17 protein-coding genes, 1 tRNA gene and 1 pseudogene are annotated in these 15,602 nt (G+C 32.7%); 8 read left to right on the top strand and 11 right to left on the bottom strand.

Features of this window, described 5'->3' with window-relative positions; translation table 11 throughout:
• Positions 1 to 61 precede the first annotated feature (61 nt).
• From EV143_RS18015 to EV143_RS18060, 11 genes are all read right to left on the bottom strand, one after another.
• The gene (locus EV143_RS18015) at positions 62 to 1,282 is read right to left on the bottom strand and encodes a sterol desaturase family protein (RefSeq protein WP_133509336.1); all 1,221 of its coding nucleotides are present in this window, start codon (positions 1,280 to 1,282) and stop codon (positions 62 to 64) included.
• Between the two features lie 151 nt (positions 1,283 to 1,433).
• Positions 1,434 to 2,720, bottom strand: coding sequence for a Glu/Leu/Phe/Val family dehydrogenase (locus EV143_RS18020; RefSeq protein ID WP_243739903.1), 1,287 nt, complete (start codon positions 2,718 to 2,720; stop codon positions 1,434 to 1,436).
• Between the two features lie 441 nt (positions 2,721 to 3,161).
• Positions 3,162 to 4,016 carry an EamA family transporter gene (locus EV143_RS18025; protein WP_133509337.1) on the bottom strand — a complete coding sequence of 285 codons (855 nt, stop codon included), beginning with the start codon at positions 4,014 to 4,016 and terminating at the stop codon, positions 3,162 to 3,164.
• 62 nt (positions 4,017 to 4,078) lie between these two features.
• Entirely contained in the window at positions 4,079 to 4,675 is a 597-nt protein-coding gene (locus EV143_RS18030) for a 2OG-Fe(II) oxygenase (RefSeq protein ID WP_243739904.1), read from the bottom strand.
• Positions 4,676 to 4,802: 127 nt separating this feature from the next.
• Positions 4,803 to 5,204 carry a GlcG/HbpS family heme-binding protein gene (locus EV143_RS18035; RefSeq protein ID WP_133509338.1) on the bottom strand — a complete coding sequence of 134 codons (402 nt, stop codon included), beginning with the start codon at positions 5,202 to 5,204 and terminating at the stop codon, positions 4,803 to 4,805.
• 30 nt (positions 5,205 to 5,234) lie between these two features.
• On the bottom strand, positions 5,235 to 6,698 hold the full coding sequence (locus EV143_RS18040) for an AAA family ATPase (protein WP_133509339.1): 1,464 nt from the start codon (positions 6,696 to 6,698) through the stop codon (positions 5,235 to 5,237).
• Positions 6,699 to 6,851: 153 nt separating this feature from the next.
• The gene (locus EV143_RS18045) at positions 6,852 to 7,970 is read right to left on the bottom strand and encodes a vWA domain-containing protein (RefSeq protein WP_133509340.1); all 1,119 of its coding nucleotides are present in this window, start codon (positions 7,968 to 7,970) and stop codon (positions 6,852 to 6,854) included.
• A gap of 106 nt (positions 7,971 to 8,076) precedes the next feature.
• Positions 8,077 to 8,457 (bottom strand): YchJ family protein, encoded by a 381-nt coding sequence (locus EV143_RS18050; protein WP_133509341.1) that lies wholly within the window; start codon positions 8,455 to 8,457, stop codon positions 8,077 to 8,079.
• The gene (locus EV143_RS18055; RefSeq protein ID WP_133509342.1) at positions 8,447 to 8,677 is read right to left on the bottom strand and encodes a hypothetical protein; all 231 of its coding nucleotides are present in this window, start codon (positions 8,675 to 8,677) and stop codon (positions 8,447 to 8,449) included. Before EV143_RS18055 ends, EV143_RS18050 begins: the two co-directional genes overlap by 11 nt.
• A gap of 123 nt (positions 8,678 to 8,800) precedes the next feature.
• On the bottom strand, positions 8,801 to 8,947 hold the full coding sequence (locus EV143_RS21540) for a hypothetical protein (RefSeq protein WP_089075917.1): 147 nt from the start codon (positions 8,945 to 8,947) through the stop codon (positions 8,801 to 8,803).
• Positions 8,947 to 9,489, bottom strand: a complete 543-nt coding sequence (locus EV143_RS18060) for a hypothetical protein (protein WP_133509343.1) — start codon at positions 9,487 to 9,489, stop codon at positions 8,947 to 8,949. The genes EV143_RS21540 and EV143_RS18060 overlap by 1 nt, the downstream gene beginning before the upstream one ends.
• A gap of 86 nt (positions 9,490 to 9,575) precedes the next feature.
• On the opposite strand from EV143_RS18060, the gene EV143_RS18065 reads away from it, so the two are divergent.
• The 8 genes and pseudogenes from EV143_RS18065 (at position 9,576) to EV143_RS18100 (ending at position 15,090) form a co-directional block, all read left to right on the top strand.
• Positions 9,576 to 9,827, top strand: coding sequence for a hypothetical protein (locus EV143_RS18065; protein WP_133509344.1), 252 nt, complete (start codon positions 9,576 to 9,578; stop codon positions 9,825 to 9,827).
• 361 nt (positions 9,828 to 10,188) lie between these two features.
• Positions 10,189 to 10,629 (top strand): KTSC domain-containing protein, encoded by a 441-nt coding sequence (locus tag EV143_RS18070; RefSeq protein WP_133509345.1) that lies wholly within the window; start codon positions 10,189 to 10,191, stop codon positions 10,627 to 10,629.
• A 259-nt stretch (positions 10,630 to 10,888) separates the two neighbouring features.
• Positions 10,889 to 11,650: a DUF4369 domain-containing protein gene (locus tag EV143_RS18075; protein ID WP_133509346.1), complete on the top strand. Its 762-nt coding sequence runs from the start codon at positions 10,889 to 10,891 to the stop codon at positions 11,648 to 11,650.
• Between the two features lie 18 nt (positions 11,651 to 11,668).
• Positions 11,669 to 12,055 (top strand): annotated as a pseudogene (locus EV143_RS22010) (TlpA family protein disulfide reductase); the annotation flags it as partial.
• A gap of 187 nt (positions 12,056 to 12,242) precedes the next feature.
• A tRNA-Tyr gene (locus EV143_RS18085) sits at positions 12,243 to 12,326 on the top strand.
• A 387-nt stretch (positions 12,327 to 12,713) separates the two neighbouring features.
• Positions 12,714 to 13,019: an ArsR/SmtB family transcription factor gene (locus EV143_RS18090; protein WP_133509347.1), complete on the top strand. Its 306-nt coding sequence runs from the start codon at positions 12,714 to 12,716 to the stop codon at positions 13,017 to 13,019.
• Positions 13,020 to 13,099: 80 nt separating this feature from the next.
• Positions 13,100 to 14,074 carry a zinc-dependent alcohol dehydrogenase family protein gene (locus EV143_RS18095; RefSeq protein ID WP_133509348.1) on the top strand — a complete coding sequence of 325 codons (975 nt, stop codon included), beginning with the start codon at positions 13,100 to 13,102 and terminating at the stop codon, positions 14,072 to 14,074.
• Between the two features lie 92 nt (positions 14,075 to 14,166).
• Positions 14,167 to 15,090, top strand: a complete 924-nt coding sequence (locus tag EV143_RS18100) for a hypothetical protein (RefSeq protein WP_133509349.1) — start codon at positions 14,167 to 14,169, stop codon at positions 15,088 to 15,090.
• The last annotated feature ends 512 nt before the right edge of the window (positions 15,091 to 15,602 follow it).

Here is a 15,602-nt window from a genome sequence, read left to right on the forward strand (position 1 = left end):
ATCTAACAAATTATAATAGAAATTAATTCGTGAAAATTAGTGCAATTCGTGGCAAACCTTTTTACTCTGATTCAAGTTGAAGAACCATATTTTGATATCTTGTACTCAACGAAAACAATTGCTCAGCAAAAATCATAATCACTAACGGAATAAAGAAAAATGACGTTAAATCTTCTTCATATAAAAAGTAGGTTGTCACGATAAAAATTCGTCCGTATTCCAGATAATAAATCCATTTTCGTTGTTCTAGTAATGCACCGCAATTGATAAGTGTTATGAGAATAAAGAACAACACAAAAGCCTTATCGACAACATTTAAAAATTCAAAATAATAGGTAAAAACTGTTAAAAGCAAAACGCAAATTCCTAATTGAATGTAGAGATAATTCCTGAATCGAAGCCGTTGATGCGGATTGGTTTTATCCTGCAGAAAACGCTTTTCTAATATTGGCCGAATATCCTGATCCATTTGCGCCGGGCTTCCAAAAACGGCTTGCCATTTTGCTTTGAAACCTTCAGAACGTTTCCATAATTCATATATTTCAAAATAGTAATGAAAGTGCTGCCACAAGAAACTATAGCTTTTTAACGGATGTGTTAATCCGTATTTTGGTTTTTCTTCTTCTTCCTGAAAAGTGCCAAAAATACGATCCCAAAAAGTAAACATATCACCGTAATTTTTATCCAGATATTTTTCGTCAGAGGCGTGGTGAACACCATGAATGGATGGTGTAACAAAAACATATTCTAACCATTTTATTTTACCAATAAGCTGTGTATGCGTAAAGAATGAGTACGCGCCGTGAACAATTAACATTGTAATAACCATCGTAGGATGAAAACCGACAAAAGGCAGCACACACCAAAAACCTGTCCTTATTATCGCCTGAAATGTTGTAATTCTGGCTGCAGCAGTAAAATTAAATTCTTCGCTATGATGGTGCACAATATGCGCCGCCCAGAAAAAATTGACTTCATGCCCTAATCTGTGATACCAATACCACACAAAATCTGTTGCGAGAATTAGCGAAAACCAAATAAAAGCATTGCTTGGAATATCAAAAATTCGGTAATTATTATAGATCAGATAATACAACTGATAAAAACTGGCCGCAATAAATAAGTTGATTAATCTTTCTGCAATACCAATACTAATGTTCGAAACAGAGCTTTCATAATTGAAAATTTCCGGTTTTTTTCTGCGTTGCGTCAACTTATATTCCAAAAATAAAAACAAGAAAAAAGCGGGCATCGCGAAGGCTAGAAAATTAATATGTTCCATTTTAAAAATTACTTTTTAGTTGATAAACAACTTGTATTTAATTCATATTCAATTAACGGGAAAAATATTTTCATCAATTAATACTATTTCCAATTGTGAAAATAATAGCAACCAATGAAAATATTTTGTTCTAAAAATTAGAAGTCAACTTTTAATTCTGCTTGTATTTTGGTGCTTCTAATACTATTTCTTTTACAGATTGTGTTTCGGCTACTTTTTGCAAAGCAATAATGTAAGCAGCGATTCGCGGCGTAACATTGTGTTTGGCTGCAATTCTAAAAACAGTTTGAAAACCTTTTTCTAAGATATCTTCTAAACGCGTATTGATTTGGTGAATCCTCCAGGATTCTAAAAGAGAATTCTGAAGCCATTCAAAATAAGATACCGTAACGCCACCGGCATTTGCCAAAATATCCGGAACTACCAAAACATTATTATCATGCAATATTTTATCAGCATCAGAAGAAACAGGTCCGTTTGCTCCTTCTACAATAATTTTGGCTCTAATTTCATTGGCATTTTTTTGTGTGATAACATCTTCTTTTGCTGCCGGAATCAAAACATCAACATCTAAAAGCAATAAATCTTCGTGTTTAATCGCAACCGAATTCGGATATCCCTTAATGCTTTTATTGTTCAGATTATAATACAGGATTAACTCTGGAATATTAAGTCCTTCCGGATTATAAAAAGCTTCTGAAACATCACTAACAGCAACGATTTTTACTCCTTTTTCAAATAAAAACAAAGCCGAATGCAGACCAACATTTCCAAAACCCTGAATAGCCGCAGTAGATCTTGCAGGCCTTAGTTTTAATTTTTGAAGTGCCAAAAGTGTAATGATACTAACTCCTCTTCCGGTTGCTTCTACTCTTCCTAAAGAACCTCCTGAATGCAAATGTTTTCCGGTAACCACGGCATGAATGGTTTTGCCGTGAACCAATGAAAACTCATCCATTAACCAGCCCATTTCGTCAGGACCGGTTCCCATGTCAGGCGCAGGAACATCTTTTTCAGGTCCGAAAATATCAGACAAAGCTTTGGTGTACGCTCTTGTAATTTTTTCTAATTCTGTTTTAGAAAGTTTTCTTGGGTCACAAATGATTCCGCCTTTTGCTCCTCCAAACGGAATTCCCGTTACAGCTGATTTCCAGGTCATCCAGGCAGCAAGTGCTTTTACTTCGTCTAAATTTACGGCGGTGTCGTAACGAATTCCTCCTTTTGAAGGTCCTAATGCTGTATTGTGAATGACACGATATCCTTCAAAGTTTTGAACTATACCGTTATCAAGTGTTATTGCAAAATTAACAACGATTTGCTTTTCAGGTCGTTGTAATGTTTGCCTTATCGATTCGTCTAATTTTAAAATATCCGCTGCGATATTAAAACGATCAATCATAGATTGAAACGGATTCTGTTTAATTATTTCTGCACTCATGTTGTATATCTTTTAAATTGGGGTTTATATTTTGAAATCTTTTTAAAGAATTGGATCTTGTACCTTAATCATTATAGCTGCAGCTACAACATGGAATTTTCATGTGACAGCATTGCATCATAATATTGGTATGTCTGTTTGATCTCATTTCAATAATTTTTTATAATTCCAAAAAAAGCCTTTCATTGTGCATGAAAGGCTAAAAAAAAAATAACTAACAAGTACTTTCTCTATTAACGCCATTTCATTCCATTGTTTATCATGCAACACATCGTGGAGTTGCACATAAACGGAATGATATTTTGGCTATAGTTCTTCATTGTTACTTGCAAATTTATAAATATATTTATAAATTCTATAGAATTAGTAGAGTTTATTTTAAAATATTATAAACACAACTTAAAAAACGCTGTAAACTAACCGTTTAAGAAGTGAAATAACTTATTTAAATTGAGAAATAACGATCAAAATGATGGCAATTAAAGCCAAAAAGATACCTGCATAATTAATTTTTGATAATTTTTCTTTGAAAAAATGTACGCCGACAAGACTTCCTAAAAGAATAACGCCCATGTTCATTCCGGCAAAAACAGTCGATGGATTTTCAGAAAAGGCTTTATGTGCTTTAAGATAAAATAGAATATTTCCGAAATTAAAAACGCCAACCAAAACTCCAAAAAGAATATTAATGTAGTGTAATTTTACTTTTTTAAAAGCAACTTCATAAACGACAACAAGCAGAGAAACAGCCAATGCAATATCAAAAACTATAAATAATGAAGTTGTATAAGGCAAGGTAGTATAAAGTGCTATTTGCTTAAAAAGGATATCAATTAAACCAAAACCTAATAAAACAACAGCTGGATAAATCCACTTATTTTCTGTATTTTGAGATTGTTTTTTTAAGATGAATAAAAGTGCTGTAAAACCAATTATCAATCCGATTACTTTATAGGAATTGAACTCTTCTTTAAAAATAAACCAGGCAGCCAATATTGGAATAAAAAGTGATAATCGCTGTGCTGCGTCTGTTTTTACGATTCCCATATGTTTTATGGAAGCTATTAAAAAGAGAAAAACTACAGGCAATAAAACCCCAATAGCAAGATAAATATTCCAGGGCGCGTTGGTGTGAACTTCTGTTAAATCAGGGCTAAAAACAAAATAGCAAAGCGCTAAAGCTGTTATATAATTGAATGCTACAATTTGGGTTGGATTACTTTTATACTTTCGGGTGATTTTGAAAATTACTCCAACAATGACGCTACAAAGAATACTTAAAACAAGAAACAGCATAAGATTAAATTTTGAATACAAAAATAAGCTTTATCTGTTTTATAACTTTCAAAAAAGAAACATTAATCGCTCTTTAGCCAACCCGTAATACTCATTCGTGTATTTTGTGTAACCAAAACTTCATGAACCAATTCATTGCTTTTAAAGAAAACGGTTTTACCCTGCGTTGGCGAAATTTTTTGATTGTTATTTTCCTGATGAATCATTAATTCTCCACCGTCAGCTTCTTGCCAATTGCTATTAAGATAACTGATCATCGAATATTTTCTGCTTGGATTATTTTTAAACTGATCTAAATGTTTGAGATAAAAATCGCCTTTTTCGTATAACGAATAATGGAATTCATAACCTGTAATTCCGGCGTAACAACTTTCGTTTAAATAAATTATGAATGCATCAATTTTATCGAAAAACTCTTTCTCAAAAACATTATTATGTTTTTTATCTAACCAATAAATAGAATCGCTTCGAATGGCGCCATCATAAGATACTTTTTCAGAATTACCAATTCCGGCTGCCAACAATAAACTTGCTGCATTTAAATGGGTTAAATTTTGTTTTAGATTATTGGCCAGTTCATCACTTAAAAAATGTTCTGAAATACCTACTTTATTATCAATATAACTTGCAATTAAATCTTCAAAACCATCTTCCATCATTGTTTGGGGAAACTGCAAATACAGCTAACACAGCAAGGTAGATGAAATTAAACTGGTAATGGTGTTTTTAGAAATAATAAACCCGACAGGTTTAAAACCTGTCGGGTTTATTATCTTTATATTGAAATTACTTTAGAACTTCAGCCCCGGCAACGGCGACAGTATGGTCATTTTCAACACTGCTGCCACTCACTCCAATTGCACCAATAATTTCTCCGTTTGAATTTTTGATTAATACACCACCCGGAAAAGTAATCAAACCTCCATTAGAATGTTCAATATTATAAAGGGGTGCTCCAGGCTGTACAGCATCTACCAAAGCAGCAGTATCCATAGTAAACCATGCAGCTGTTTTGGCTTTTTTGTGAGATATGTCTATTGAGCCTATCCATGCACCATCCATTCTCGCAAATGCTACCAGATTTGCTCCGGCATCTACCACACAAATGTCCATTTTTGTATCAATTTCCACAGCCTTATTTTTTGCCGCAGCAATTGCTTTTTCAGCTTGTTCTAATGTAATATTCATAATATTTTCTTTTAATTGGTTCTATAAAAACTACAATTTACTAATATAACTTCCGTACATATCTTTAAATTGATGTCCTTGTGCAAAACGATCTTTACTTAATTTTTTATATTCAACCAATCCCCATAAAATAAATTCTTTGAAGAAATACTGATCATTTTTATCTAATTGAGGCTGGTATTTTTTTACTATAACCTCTAGCGGAGTTATTTCATCCAGAATACTTTTGTACTCCTCATCAGTTGCATCATCTAATAATTCGAAACCGCTTTCTGCGAAAAACCATTCGATTAAATCAGAATATGGCGTTTTTGCATCTGGTTTTTCTAACTTTTCAATTTTAGGCAAAAGTGTTGGGAATAAAGTTCTAATGGCAGAGCCAATTAAATTCTGTGCTACTGAAGCAGCTCCCTCCTGCTCTCCTTCATAAACTAATTCTACTTTTCCGGTAATCGCAGGAATAATTCCGATGAAATCAGACAAACGTAAAGTTGTTTTATCAACACCTGCTTTTAAAGCACGGCGTTCTGCTGTACTCATTAAGTTTTCAAAAGCTGTAATACTCATTCTGGCACTTACACCACTTTTATTGTCGATGTATTCGCTGTCACGAGCTTCAAAACTTATTTGTTCCAGAATATCTTTTGCTAAACTTGGAACATACACTAATTTGTGCTGTGTTTCGTCTAATTTAGCTTCCTGTTCTGTAATCGTTCTTGCAATGGCAACGCTTTCAGGGTAATGTGTTAAAATCTGAGAACCAATTCTATCTTTTAATGGCGTAACAATACTTCCACGATTGGTATAATCTTCAGGATTTGCCGTAAAGATAAATTGCATATCCAAAGGCATTCTTAATTTAAATCCTCTAATTTGAATATCACCTTCCTGCAAAATATTAAATAATGCCACCTGAATTCTTGCTTGTAAATCAGGTAATTCATTAATAACGAAAATACAACGGTTTGCTCTCGGAATCATTCCGAAGTGAATAACGCGATCATCTGCATACGATAATTTTAAATTCGCGGCTTTTATCGGGTCAACATCTCCAATTAAATCGGCAACGGTAACATCCGGCGTAGCTAATTTTTCGAAGAAACGCTCGCTTCTGTGCAACCACTCAATTGGCGTTTCATCTCCTTTTTCAACAATAAGATCTTTTGCCAAACGTGAAATTGGATTTAATGGATCATCATTGATTTCAGAACCCGCAACAAACGGAATATATTCGTCTAATAATTCTACCATTTTTCGAGCCAGACGTGTTTTAGCCTGACCGCGAAGTCCTAATAAATTAATGTTATGACGAGACAAAATAGCGCGCTCTAATTCTGGAATTACAGTATTTTCAAAACCATGAACGCCTTCAAAAACTGGTTTTCCTGATTTTATTTTTTCACGAAGATTATTTCGCAATTCGTCTTTTATACCTACACTTTTATATCCTGAGGCTTTTAATTGGCCTAATGTTTTTATGTTGTTTATTTCCATTTTATTGAAATATCAATTTATTTATAATTTTGTTTTTTTGCAGATGAAATGCATTGTGAAATTCCTCTGCGAAGACGCACTGCTGTGCGTCTCTACGTTATGCGTTGTCAAAAAACCTTTGTCCCTCTGAACCTTTGCAGCTTTGAACCTAACTCAACGCACTCTTTTCTTTCTATTAGTCTCATAATCTTCAAAAATCATTTCACCAAGACCTTTTAGTCCTGTATAAAATGCTTTTCCTTGATTGGCTTCTGTAAATTGATTCACAAAACGCTGCAAATACGGATCATTTGCAATCATAAATGTCGTAATCGGAATGTGTAATTTTCTGGCTTGTTGCGCCTGAGTGTAACATTTATCAACAATATATTCGTCGAGTCCGTTACTGTTCATATAATATGAACCATCTTTTTCGCGAACACAACTTGGTTTCCCGTCGGTAATCATGAAGATTTGCTTGTTTGTATTTCGTTTTCTACGTAAAATATCCATCGCCAATTGCAATCCTGCAACGGTATTGGTATGATAAGGTCCAACTTGTAAATACGGCAAATCTTTAATTGGAATTGTCCAGGCATCATTTCCGAAAACTAAAATATCCAAGGTGTCTTTTGGATAACGCGTTGTGATTAATTCAGCCAAAGCCATTGCAACTTTTTTGGCAGGCGTGATTCTGTCTTCGCCGTATAAAATCATACTGTGGCTAATATCGATCATCAAAACCGTACTCATTTGGGCTTTGTATTGTGTTTCTTCGACAACCAAATCATTTTCGGTCAGCATGAAACTTTCTACACCATTGTTGATTTGTGCATTTCGCAAACTTTCTGTCAATGAAATACGCTCTAAACCGTCACCAAAATTAAATTCACGGAATTCTCCGGTATGTTCGTCGCCATTTCCGGCATGTTTTGTTTTGTGATTTCCGTTTCCGGAACGCTTTAAATTCCCGAAAATCTGATCTAAGGCTTGTTGACGAATGGCGCGTTCTGTTTTAGCAGTAATACCAAAACCTCCTGTTCCGTCTTCTTTAACCTCGTCTTTTATGTAACCTTTCTTTTTTAAATCTTCGATAAAATCATCGATTGTGTAGTGCTCATCCGTCAGTTTATATTCTTTATCTAACTCCCGAAGCCAGTCTATAGCTTCATCAAAATCCCCCGAAGTATGGGTGATTAGCTCTTTGAATATACCAAAAAGTTTTTCAAACGGAGACTGAAATGGGGCTTCGTACGACTTAAAATAAAAACCTTTTTTAAATTCGTTTTTCATAATTCTAAAATTACACTATTTTAGAATTACGAAAAAAGAAACGTTTATTAATTTTTAGTTAAAATATTAACCCAAAACAGGTCGAAATTCCTTATAAATTTAGCAATTATTCAAACTTTCCGTCAAGGTAATACCAGGCGTTATTTTCAAATTTAAAAGTAGAAAATTCGTAATGCGTTTGAGGTTTATTATTTGAATCCAAAAAATAGGCTTTAAATTCAACCGTATCTTCAGATGAACTTAGAATTTCTAATTTTTGCCATTTATTGCTCGTCGCCCATTTTAAAATTTCTGCTTTAGAATAATGTTGTCTTTCCGAAACATGAGTCGTTTCTAAAAGATAATCAGCATTTTGAGTGGCATAAGCCGAATATCTCGATCGCATTAAAGCCAACGCTGTCGGAGCTTTTTGATTGTTTTCAAGATACAATGCACAGCAATTTTCTAATAGTAAACTTGTATCGCAAAAGCATTTTTTATTCTCCATCAACTTGTTCTTCGCCGTTAATTTTTACATGTAACTGATTCAATAAAACCTGATAACGGCTAATTTCTCTCAAATCTTCATCTTCTTCAGCATGATCAAGCATTTCGTCTAAAGTTTCATTTACTTCAAGCAATTTATTATTGGCTTCTCTATCGTTTTTTGCAGCGATTAAATCTATAATTTCCTGCACACTTACTTTTAAATCTTCGAATTTACTCATATATATATTGTTGTTTTTTTGCCACGAATTTCACAAATTGGCACTAATTTTTAATCTGTATTGAACACAAATTTCAAAATTAATTCGTGTTAATTTGTGAAATTCGTGGCAAAGCTTTTTTTATTATTCTTCTTTTTTGTCTTCGTTGAACTTTTTTATAATCTCTTTCAGCTTTTCTTTACGTGCAATTTCAGCCTGTTTTACTTTATTTTGGGCTTTGTGCAATTTGTCGTTGTGCTTTTTGATATTCCTTTCGTTGTTGCGTCCCATTATATTTCTCTTTTAATTTCTTCTAAAGTTTTATCTGTGTAAATTAATTCATTGATAATTTGCATTCTTAAATCATCAATATCATCATAATCAAAATATTTTGCCCAGGAAGTTAACTGCTGTAAATTCCTGATTTGTTTGATCCGTTTGGTGGTCTCGAAACTCGTTCTCAGAATTGCTTTTTGGTCGTATTTCGGATTTTTCCTGTGCTGATAATTTACAGTATTGTTATCAAAATCAGCTTCTATATAATATAATTTTTCTTCGGCATTATCCGGATAAAATTCGTTCCAATTGGCAAAACCTATTTTAGTTTTCGATTCGGTTTCGGGCTCTCGCGCTACCAAACGCCATTTACTGTTAGCCAGTCTTCCCCAATGATTCGAAACACGATACATTCCTGCTTCGGTATAATAATAGGTACTTCCTGCTTTACTTTCAAACTGTTTCTTTAAACCTTCAATTTCAACCGGAAGCACTTCATGAAAAACACAAAAGGTGTTTTTGAAAGAATTTGGATGTGGCTTAAAGTTTTTTTGCATGTGCAAATATACTGAGATTGTAAAGAACTCCCTAAAACAAACATAAATTGATTAACTTTGCAGCTTCAATTTTAAATAAAAAAGTCATGTCTAAAGATTCACACGAAAAAATGTTGCAAAAAGGAGTTTATACCGGCATCATAGAAAAAGATGAAAACAACAATTATTTCTGTGGAGAATATCTTTTAGATTATAAAATCGCTCATACTAATCACACGGTAGGTGAATTGATTACAATTAAATCTGTTATCGAAAACCCGAGTGATATCAGTTATGACAAATATCCTAAAAAATCTAAAAACTTCCATAAAGCCAATAATAAGCCGGAAGAGAAATAATAGTTTTTGTTTCAGGTTTTATTTATTTCAGGTTTCAGGTTTGAAATGAGAAAAAGAATTTAACCATAAAGAACACAAAGATTCTCGCAAAGTTCGCAAAGCTAAAATAACATAAAGCTTTGCGAACTTTGCGTTTATAAAACTAAGCATATACAAAAGGCTTCGCGTTCTTTGCGGTAAAAATTATTTAGTATTACGTCTCACATCTAACTTTTCACTTGAAACATTTAACAAATAACTTTTTAGAATATTTTTTCTATCAAAAGTAAAAAGTTAAAAAAAAGTGTACCTTTGCAAAAAATTTGTCTTTTTGAACAATTAATTTTAATTTCAAACTAATAGACAAGTAGTTACCTTATTTATGAAAAAAATAGTTGAATACCGCAAGTTATTAAATGTAGAAAAAACTGCAGAGTTAAAAGATTTAAAAACCATTTATCGTAATGCGATGAAAGAATCTCATCCTGATAAATTTCAAGGTGATGAAGCTGGTTTGAAAGCTGCAGAAGAAAAAAGTAAAGCTATTATTGAAGCTTATCACTTTTTGGTAAGTATTAATCCTGAAACGATTAAAGCAAATTTACCTGAATATACTGAGACTATCGCGACTGCAACAATTACTGATTATAAATTTGTTGATGGTCGTTTAATTATCGATTTCTCTAACGGAAGTGTTTACGAATACATTAGTGTTCCTAAAGCAACTTACGTGAAAATGGTAAATGCTGATTCTCCTGGTAGATTCGCAAAAAGACACATTCTGAACTCTTTTACATGGAGAAAGAAAACAAATCAAGAATAGATTTACACTATACTATCAATAAAAGCATTCTGACAACAGAGTGCTTTTTTTATGCTTAAAATTTAAAAAATTATGTATTTTAATTGAAAATAATTACATAATTGAAAATTTTAAGTCTAATTTTATCAACAAACACGCTGAAAACATGTTAATTAGACATGAAAAAACTATAACAAAATTTTAGGTTACAAAATTCTTTATGTTTTATAATTTTAGATACTTTTGTTGCACAAATCAATTAACTAATTAATTTTTTATAATGAAAAAAATACTTTTTTTACTTACCGCTTCTGTAGCGATAATTTCATGCAGTAAAGTTAAAGACGGAGAATACCTAATTACAGGAACTGCAACAGGAATTGAAAACGGAAAAACGATCATTCTTCAAGGTCAGGACCCAACTACAAAAATGCCATTAGCTCTTGATACAGTAAAGGTTGAAAATGGTAAATTTGAAATAAAAGGAAAAGTAACTGAACCAGCTTTTCATACTTTAATTCTTCAAGGTGCAAACGGACCAATTCCTTTTATCCTTGAAACTGGAGAAATTAAAATTGCAATCGACAAAGATAGTATCCATAAATCTAAAATTTCTGGAACTTACAATAATGATGAGTACGTAAAATTCAATGATGATCTTACAAAAACTCAGAAAAAATTAGTTGATTTTCAGAAAAAGAACACTCAGAAAATGCAAACTGCTCAACAAGCTCAGGATACAGCAACTATCAATGGTTTGATGAAAGAATACATGGCTATTCAAACAGAAGTACAAGCAGATTCTAAAAAGAAATATGAAGGTTATGCTGAAAGTCACCCAAAATCATTAATTTCTGCTTTGATTATCCAAAGTATGTTAAATGATCCAAGTGTTGATGTTAAGAGAGTAGAAACTCTATATAACTCTCTTGATGAGTCATTAAAAACTACTACTCCTGGTAAAGAAATTAAAACTAAATTAGGTCAAGCAAAAATGCCTGCGGTTGGTGCAACAGCTCCTCCTGTTGGCAGCGCTAAATGAAGAGCAGATTTTTCAGCACCAAATCCTGAAGGAAAAGTAATTTCGCTTAAACAAAGCTTAGGTAAAGTAACTATCGTTGATTTTTGGGCTTCATGGTGTGGACCATGCCGAAAAGAAAATCCTAATGTTGTTGCTATTTATAAAGAATTACATTCTAAAGGATTAAATATTGTTGGGGTTTCTTTAGATAAAGAAGCTAGTAAGTGGAAAGAAGCTATCGCAAAAGATGGTTTAACCTGGACACAAGTTTCGAACCTGAAATTTTGGGACGAACCAATTGCAAAACAATATAACGTTGAATCTATTCCGGCAACTTTTATTCTTGATGCATCTGGAAATGTAGTTGCTCAAGACTTAAGAGGTCCTGAATTAAGAGCAAAAATTTTAGAGCTTTTAGCTAAATAATACCAATATTCAGAATAAAACAAAAAAATCTCCCTAGTGGAGATTTTTTTATTTTATTCAATACCAATGAATTAAAATGTAATTGAAAAATAACTTAAAATTAATTTCAATTTTAGTTTGTAAAGCCCGAAAACGTTTATATATTTGCAACCGCTTAGAACAACAAAGCGCAACAACGCTGAGATCCGGGGAGATACTCAAGCGGCCAACGAGGGCAGACTGTAAATCTGCTGTGAAAACTTCGCAGGTTCGAATCCTGCTCTCCCCACCAAAAAGTCCTAATGAAAATTAGGACTTTTTTTATGGAAAATTTCATTGCTAAAATTAAAATCTTCAGTAAATTCAAAATATATATAAAAGCTGCAAATCCAAGGATTTGCAGCTTTTTTGTTTTTAAGGCAGTTTTCAAACTTTATAAAAATGCCCGAAATTTCTATGGAGAATCGTGGCACTTTTATCTGCCAAGAAAAACTGCCACAGAATTTGAATTAAATCTGATTAAAAATGTATCTCGGGTATGTTTGGCACTATTGGAAAAATGAAAACCAAGTAGTGCTGTGTACACACTGAATAAAATTTAATTTCACAAATTTTTGTTAATCACAATGTAGGTATTTAGGTAATTACCTAAATTTGTACTCGTAAATTTAATGAAATTATGGAATTATTAGATATCATAAAGTCTTTGTCAAATGAGACACGTTTAAATATTTTAGAATGGTTAAAAGATCCTTTTAAATATTTTCCGGAGGAAGAACTGAGTGAAGAAACGGTAAACTTGGGTGTATGTGTATCCGATATAGCAAAAAAAGCGGCTATGTCTATTCCTACTGTTTCTGATTATTTAAAAACCATGTCTGCTGCGAAAATTTTAATTGCTACGCGAAAAGGACAATGGACGTATTATAAAAGAAATGAAAAATTAATACAAGATTTAGCACAACATATTAAGGATAAACTATAAAAAAAAATTTAATTTAATAATTAGGTATTTACCTAATAATATAATAACCTAATAGTATAAATAATTAATATAAATAAATTATGAAAGCAGCATTGTTAAAAGAGTTCGGCTCTGTTGAAAATTTCGAAATTGCAGAAATACCAACACCAACACCTAAATTCAAGGAAGTTTTGGTGAAAGTTTATGCAACTTCTGTAAATCCTTTGGACTTCCAGGTACGTCGTGGGGATTACAAAAATGAATTGGTTTTACCTGTTATTACAGGTCATGATGTCTCAGGAGTGATAGTTGAACTTGGACCAGGTGTCGAAAATTTTAAAGTTGGCGATCAAGTGTATTATACCCCTGAGATTTTTAAGGGATACGGTAGCTATGCACAATTTCATGTTGCCCATGAGTCTATCATAGCTTTAAAACCAAAAAACATTACCCATTTGGAAGCGGCAACACTTCCCCTTGCAGCAGGTACAGCTTGGGAAATGCTAGTGACCAGAGCACAGCTCAAAATTAACCAATCCATTTTGATACATGGTGGTGCTGGTGGGGTAGGAATCCCAACCATTCAAATCGCTAAGGCCATGGGAGCTATTGTATATACTACAGCTAGAAAAGCCCATCATAAATTTCTTCTTGAATTGGGAGTTGATTTTGTGATTGACTATGAAACTGAAGACTATATTCAGGTAATTAATCAATTGACAAACAATAAAGGAGTTGATGTAATCATTGACACCATAGGAGGAAATACACTTTCTGATAGTGGTAAGATACTCAATCAGTTGGGACAGGTAGTTACATTGGTCGATATAGAAAAACCTCAGAACCTTATTGCGGCTTGGGGGAAAAATGCGACTTATCATTTTGTATTTACACGTCAAAATAGAAATAAATTGGTTGAGTTAACGAAATTGGTTGAGACCAAAAAGTTAAAGCCTATTTTAAATAAAGTCTTTCCATTATCAGAGATTGGTAAAGCACACAGTTTATTGGAATATAAAACAGGTGATGAAAACTTCTATGGCAAAATAGGAATAGAGGTTGAAAAAGAACTGTAAGTAGTACAAGATAGGATCTTAAATCTTTTGCTTTAAATTAGAGCAATTTATAGAAACCCTACTCGTTATATCTAATAATAATAATAATAATAATGAAGCTACTAAAATTCGTACTTTTCATCTTTGCTACTACATCTTTTAGCAATTATGCTCAAGAAAATAAACGCATTTATTTAGAGGGAGACGTGGTAAAATTACCAGTGACTCTTATTGATGATTGGCCTTTTATTGATGGGGAAATCAATGGAGTAAAAGGTCATTGGATGTTTGATACGGGAAATAGCAAAGCTTTTTCCATTCATTCTAAAAAAGTGATTGGAGTTAAATCCAAAATAGTAGGCTCTGGATTTGTTGCAAGTGGACAAAAGTATGAAGTACTCGAATATCCGCTAATTGATAAAATCAAAGTTGGAACTAATGTATATAGCTCTTTAGAAAATGTAAAGGGTAATAATTTTGATTTTCTTGAGCAAATTTCTAGTACAGTTATTGGTCAGATGGGCTTTGATTATTTTGAAGGCTATGACATGAAAATTGATTACTTAAGATATGAACTCACTTTCTATAAACAGAAAGAGGATATTGAGAATTGGAATGACATCAAAAATCATAAAAATTACATTACCTCACTACCCTATTTTACACGAAAACTAGACAATCACCCAATGATCAAAATACAACATAAAGGAACTGATCTTTTGATAACATTTGATACGGCGGGTGGAAAAGGTAGTTTTTCTATAGAGGATTCGTATTATGAAAAGTTAAAAAATGAAGGAGATATTGAAAATTTTCATGATGAACCCAGTACGCTTTATAATTGGTATAACATCAAAATCGATGAACGTTTAACCGTAAACCTTTATGGGATTGACAAAGAAGATTATAGCCCCGCACATAAGCCTTTGGGAATAACTGAAAAAAACACACTCACTCTTGACCATTCTTTTTTATCACAGTACATTACAATATGGGACACCAAGAATAAAGTAATTCATGTCTTAGAAAAAAAATGAATTGACAAAACTAATAGTATTAATATCAGGCTCTCAAAGTTGAAAGACTAACATTGACTATATCTTGAAACATTTTTTTGTCTGCATCAAATTTGGCAATAATCCGTAGCCCATTAACGAATTGAAAACAAACCTTGCCAACGAACGAGCAGAATATCGATCAGAGAAAATTACTGAGTCCTTGATTATATTGCACAAACCTTCTTCAGTATATTTGGAGTAAATACCTTTTTGCCACAAAAAGTTAAGGCGGTTTTTAACGATATTCTCCAGTCTAAAGTTTTGTTGGCAGAATCGTGGCAAATGGTGTTTTAAAAAAAAAGAAATCCAACAAAATCAACATCTAACGAGTTTAGGTTCGAAACTTTTAGAAATAAGTTTTTTTTTAGTTTTTTATCAGCAGGGTTCGAGTCCCGCTCCCGCTACTACATGGGACAAAGAAGAAAAAGTCTTCTTTGTCCCTTTTTTATTTGTTGATATTCTACTGTTAATGAGATAGATAACGCTAACAA

It is taken from the genome of Flavobacterium chryseum (genome assembly GCF_004362015.1).
GTDB lineage: Bacteria > Bacteroidota > Bacteroidia > Flavobacteriales > Flavobacteriaceae > Flavobacterium.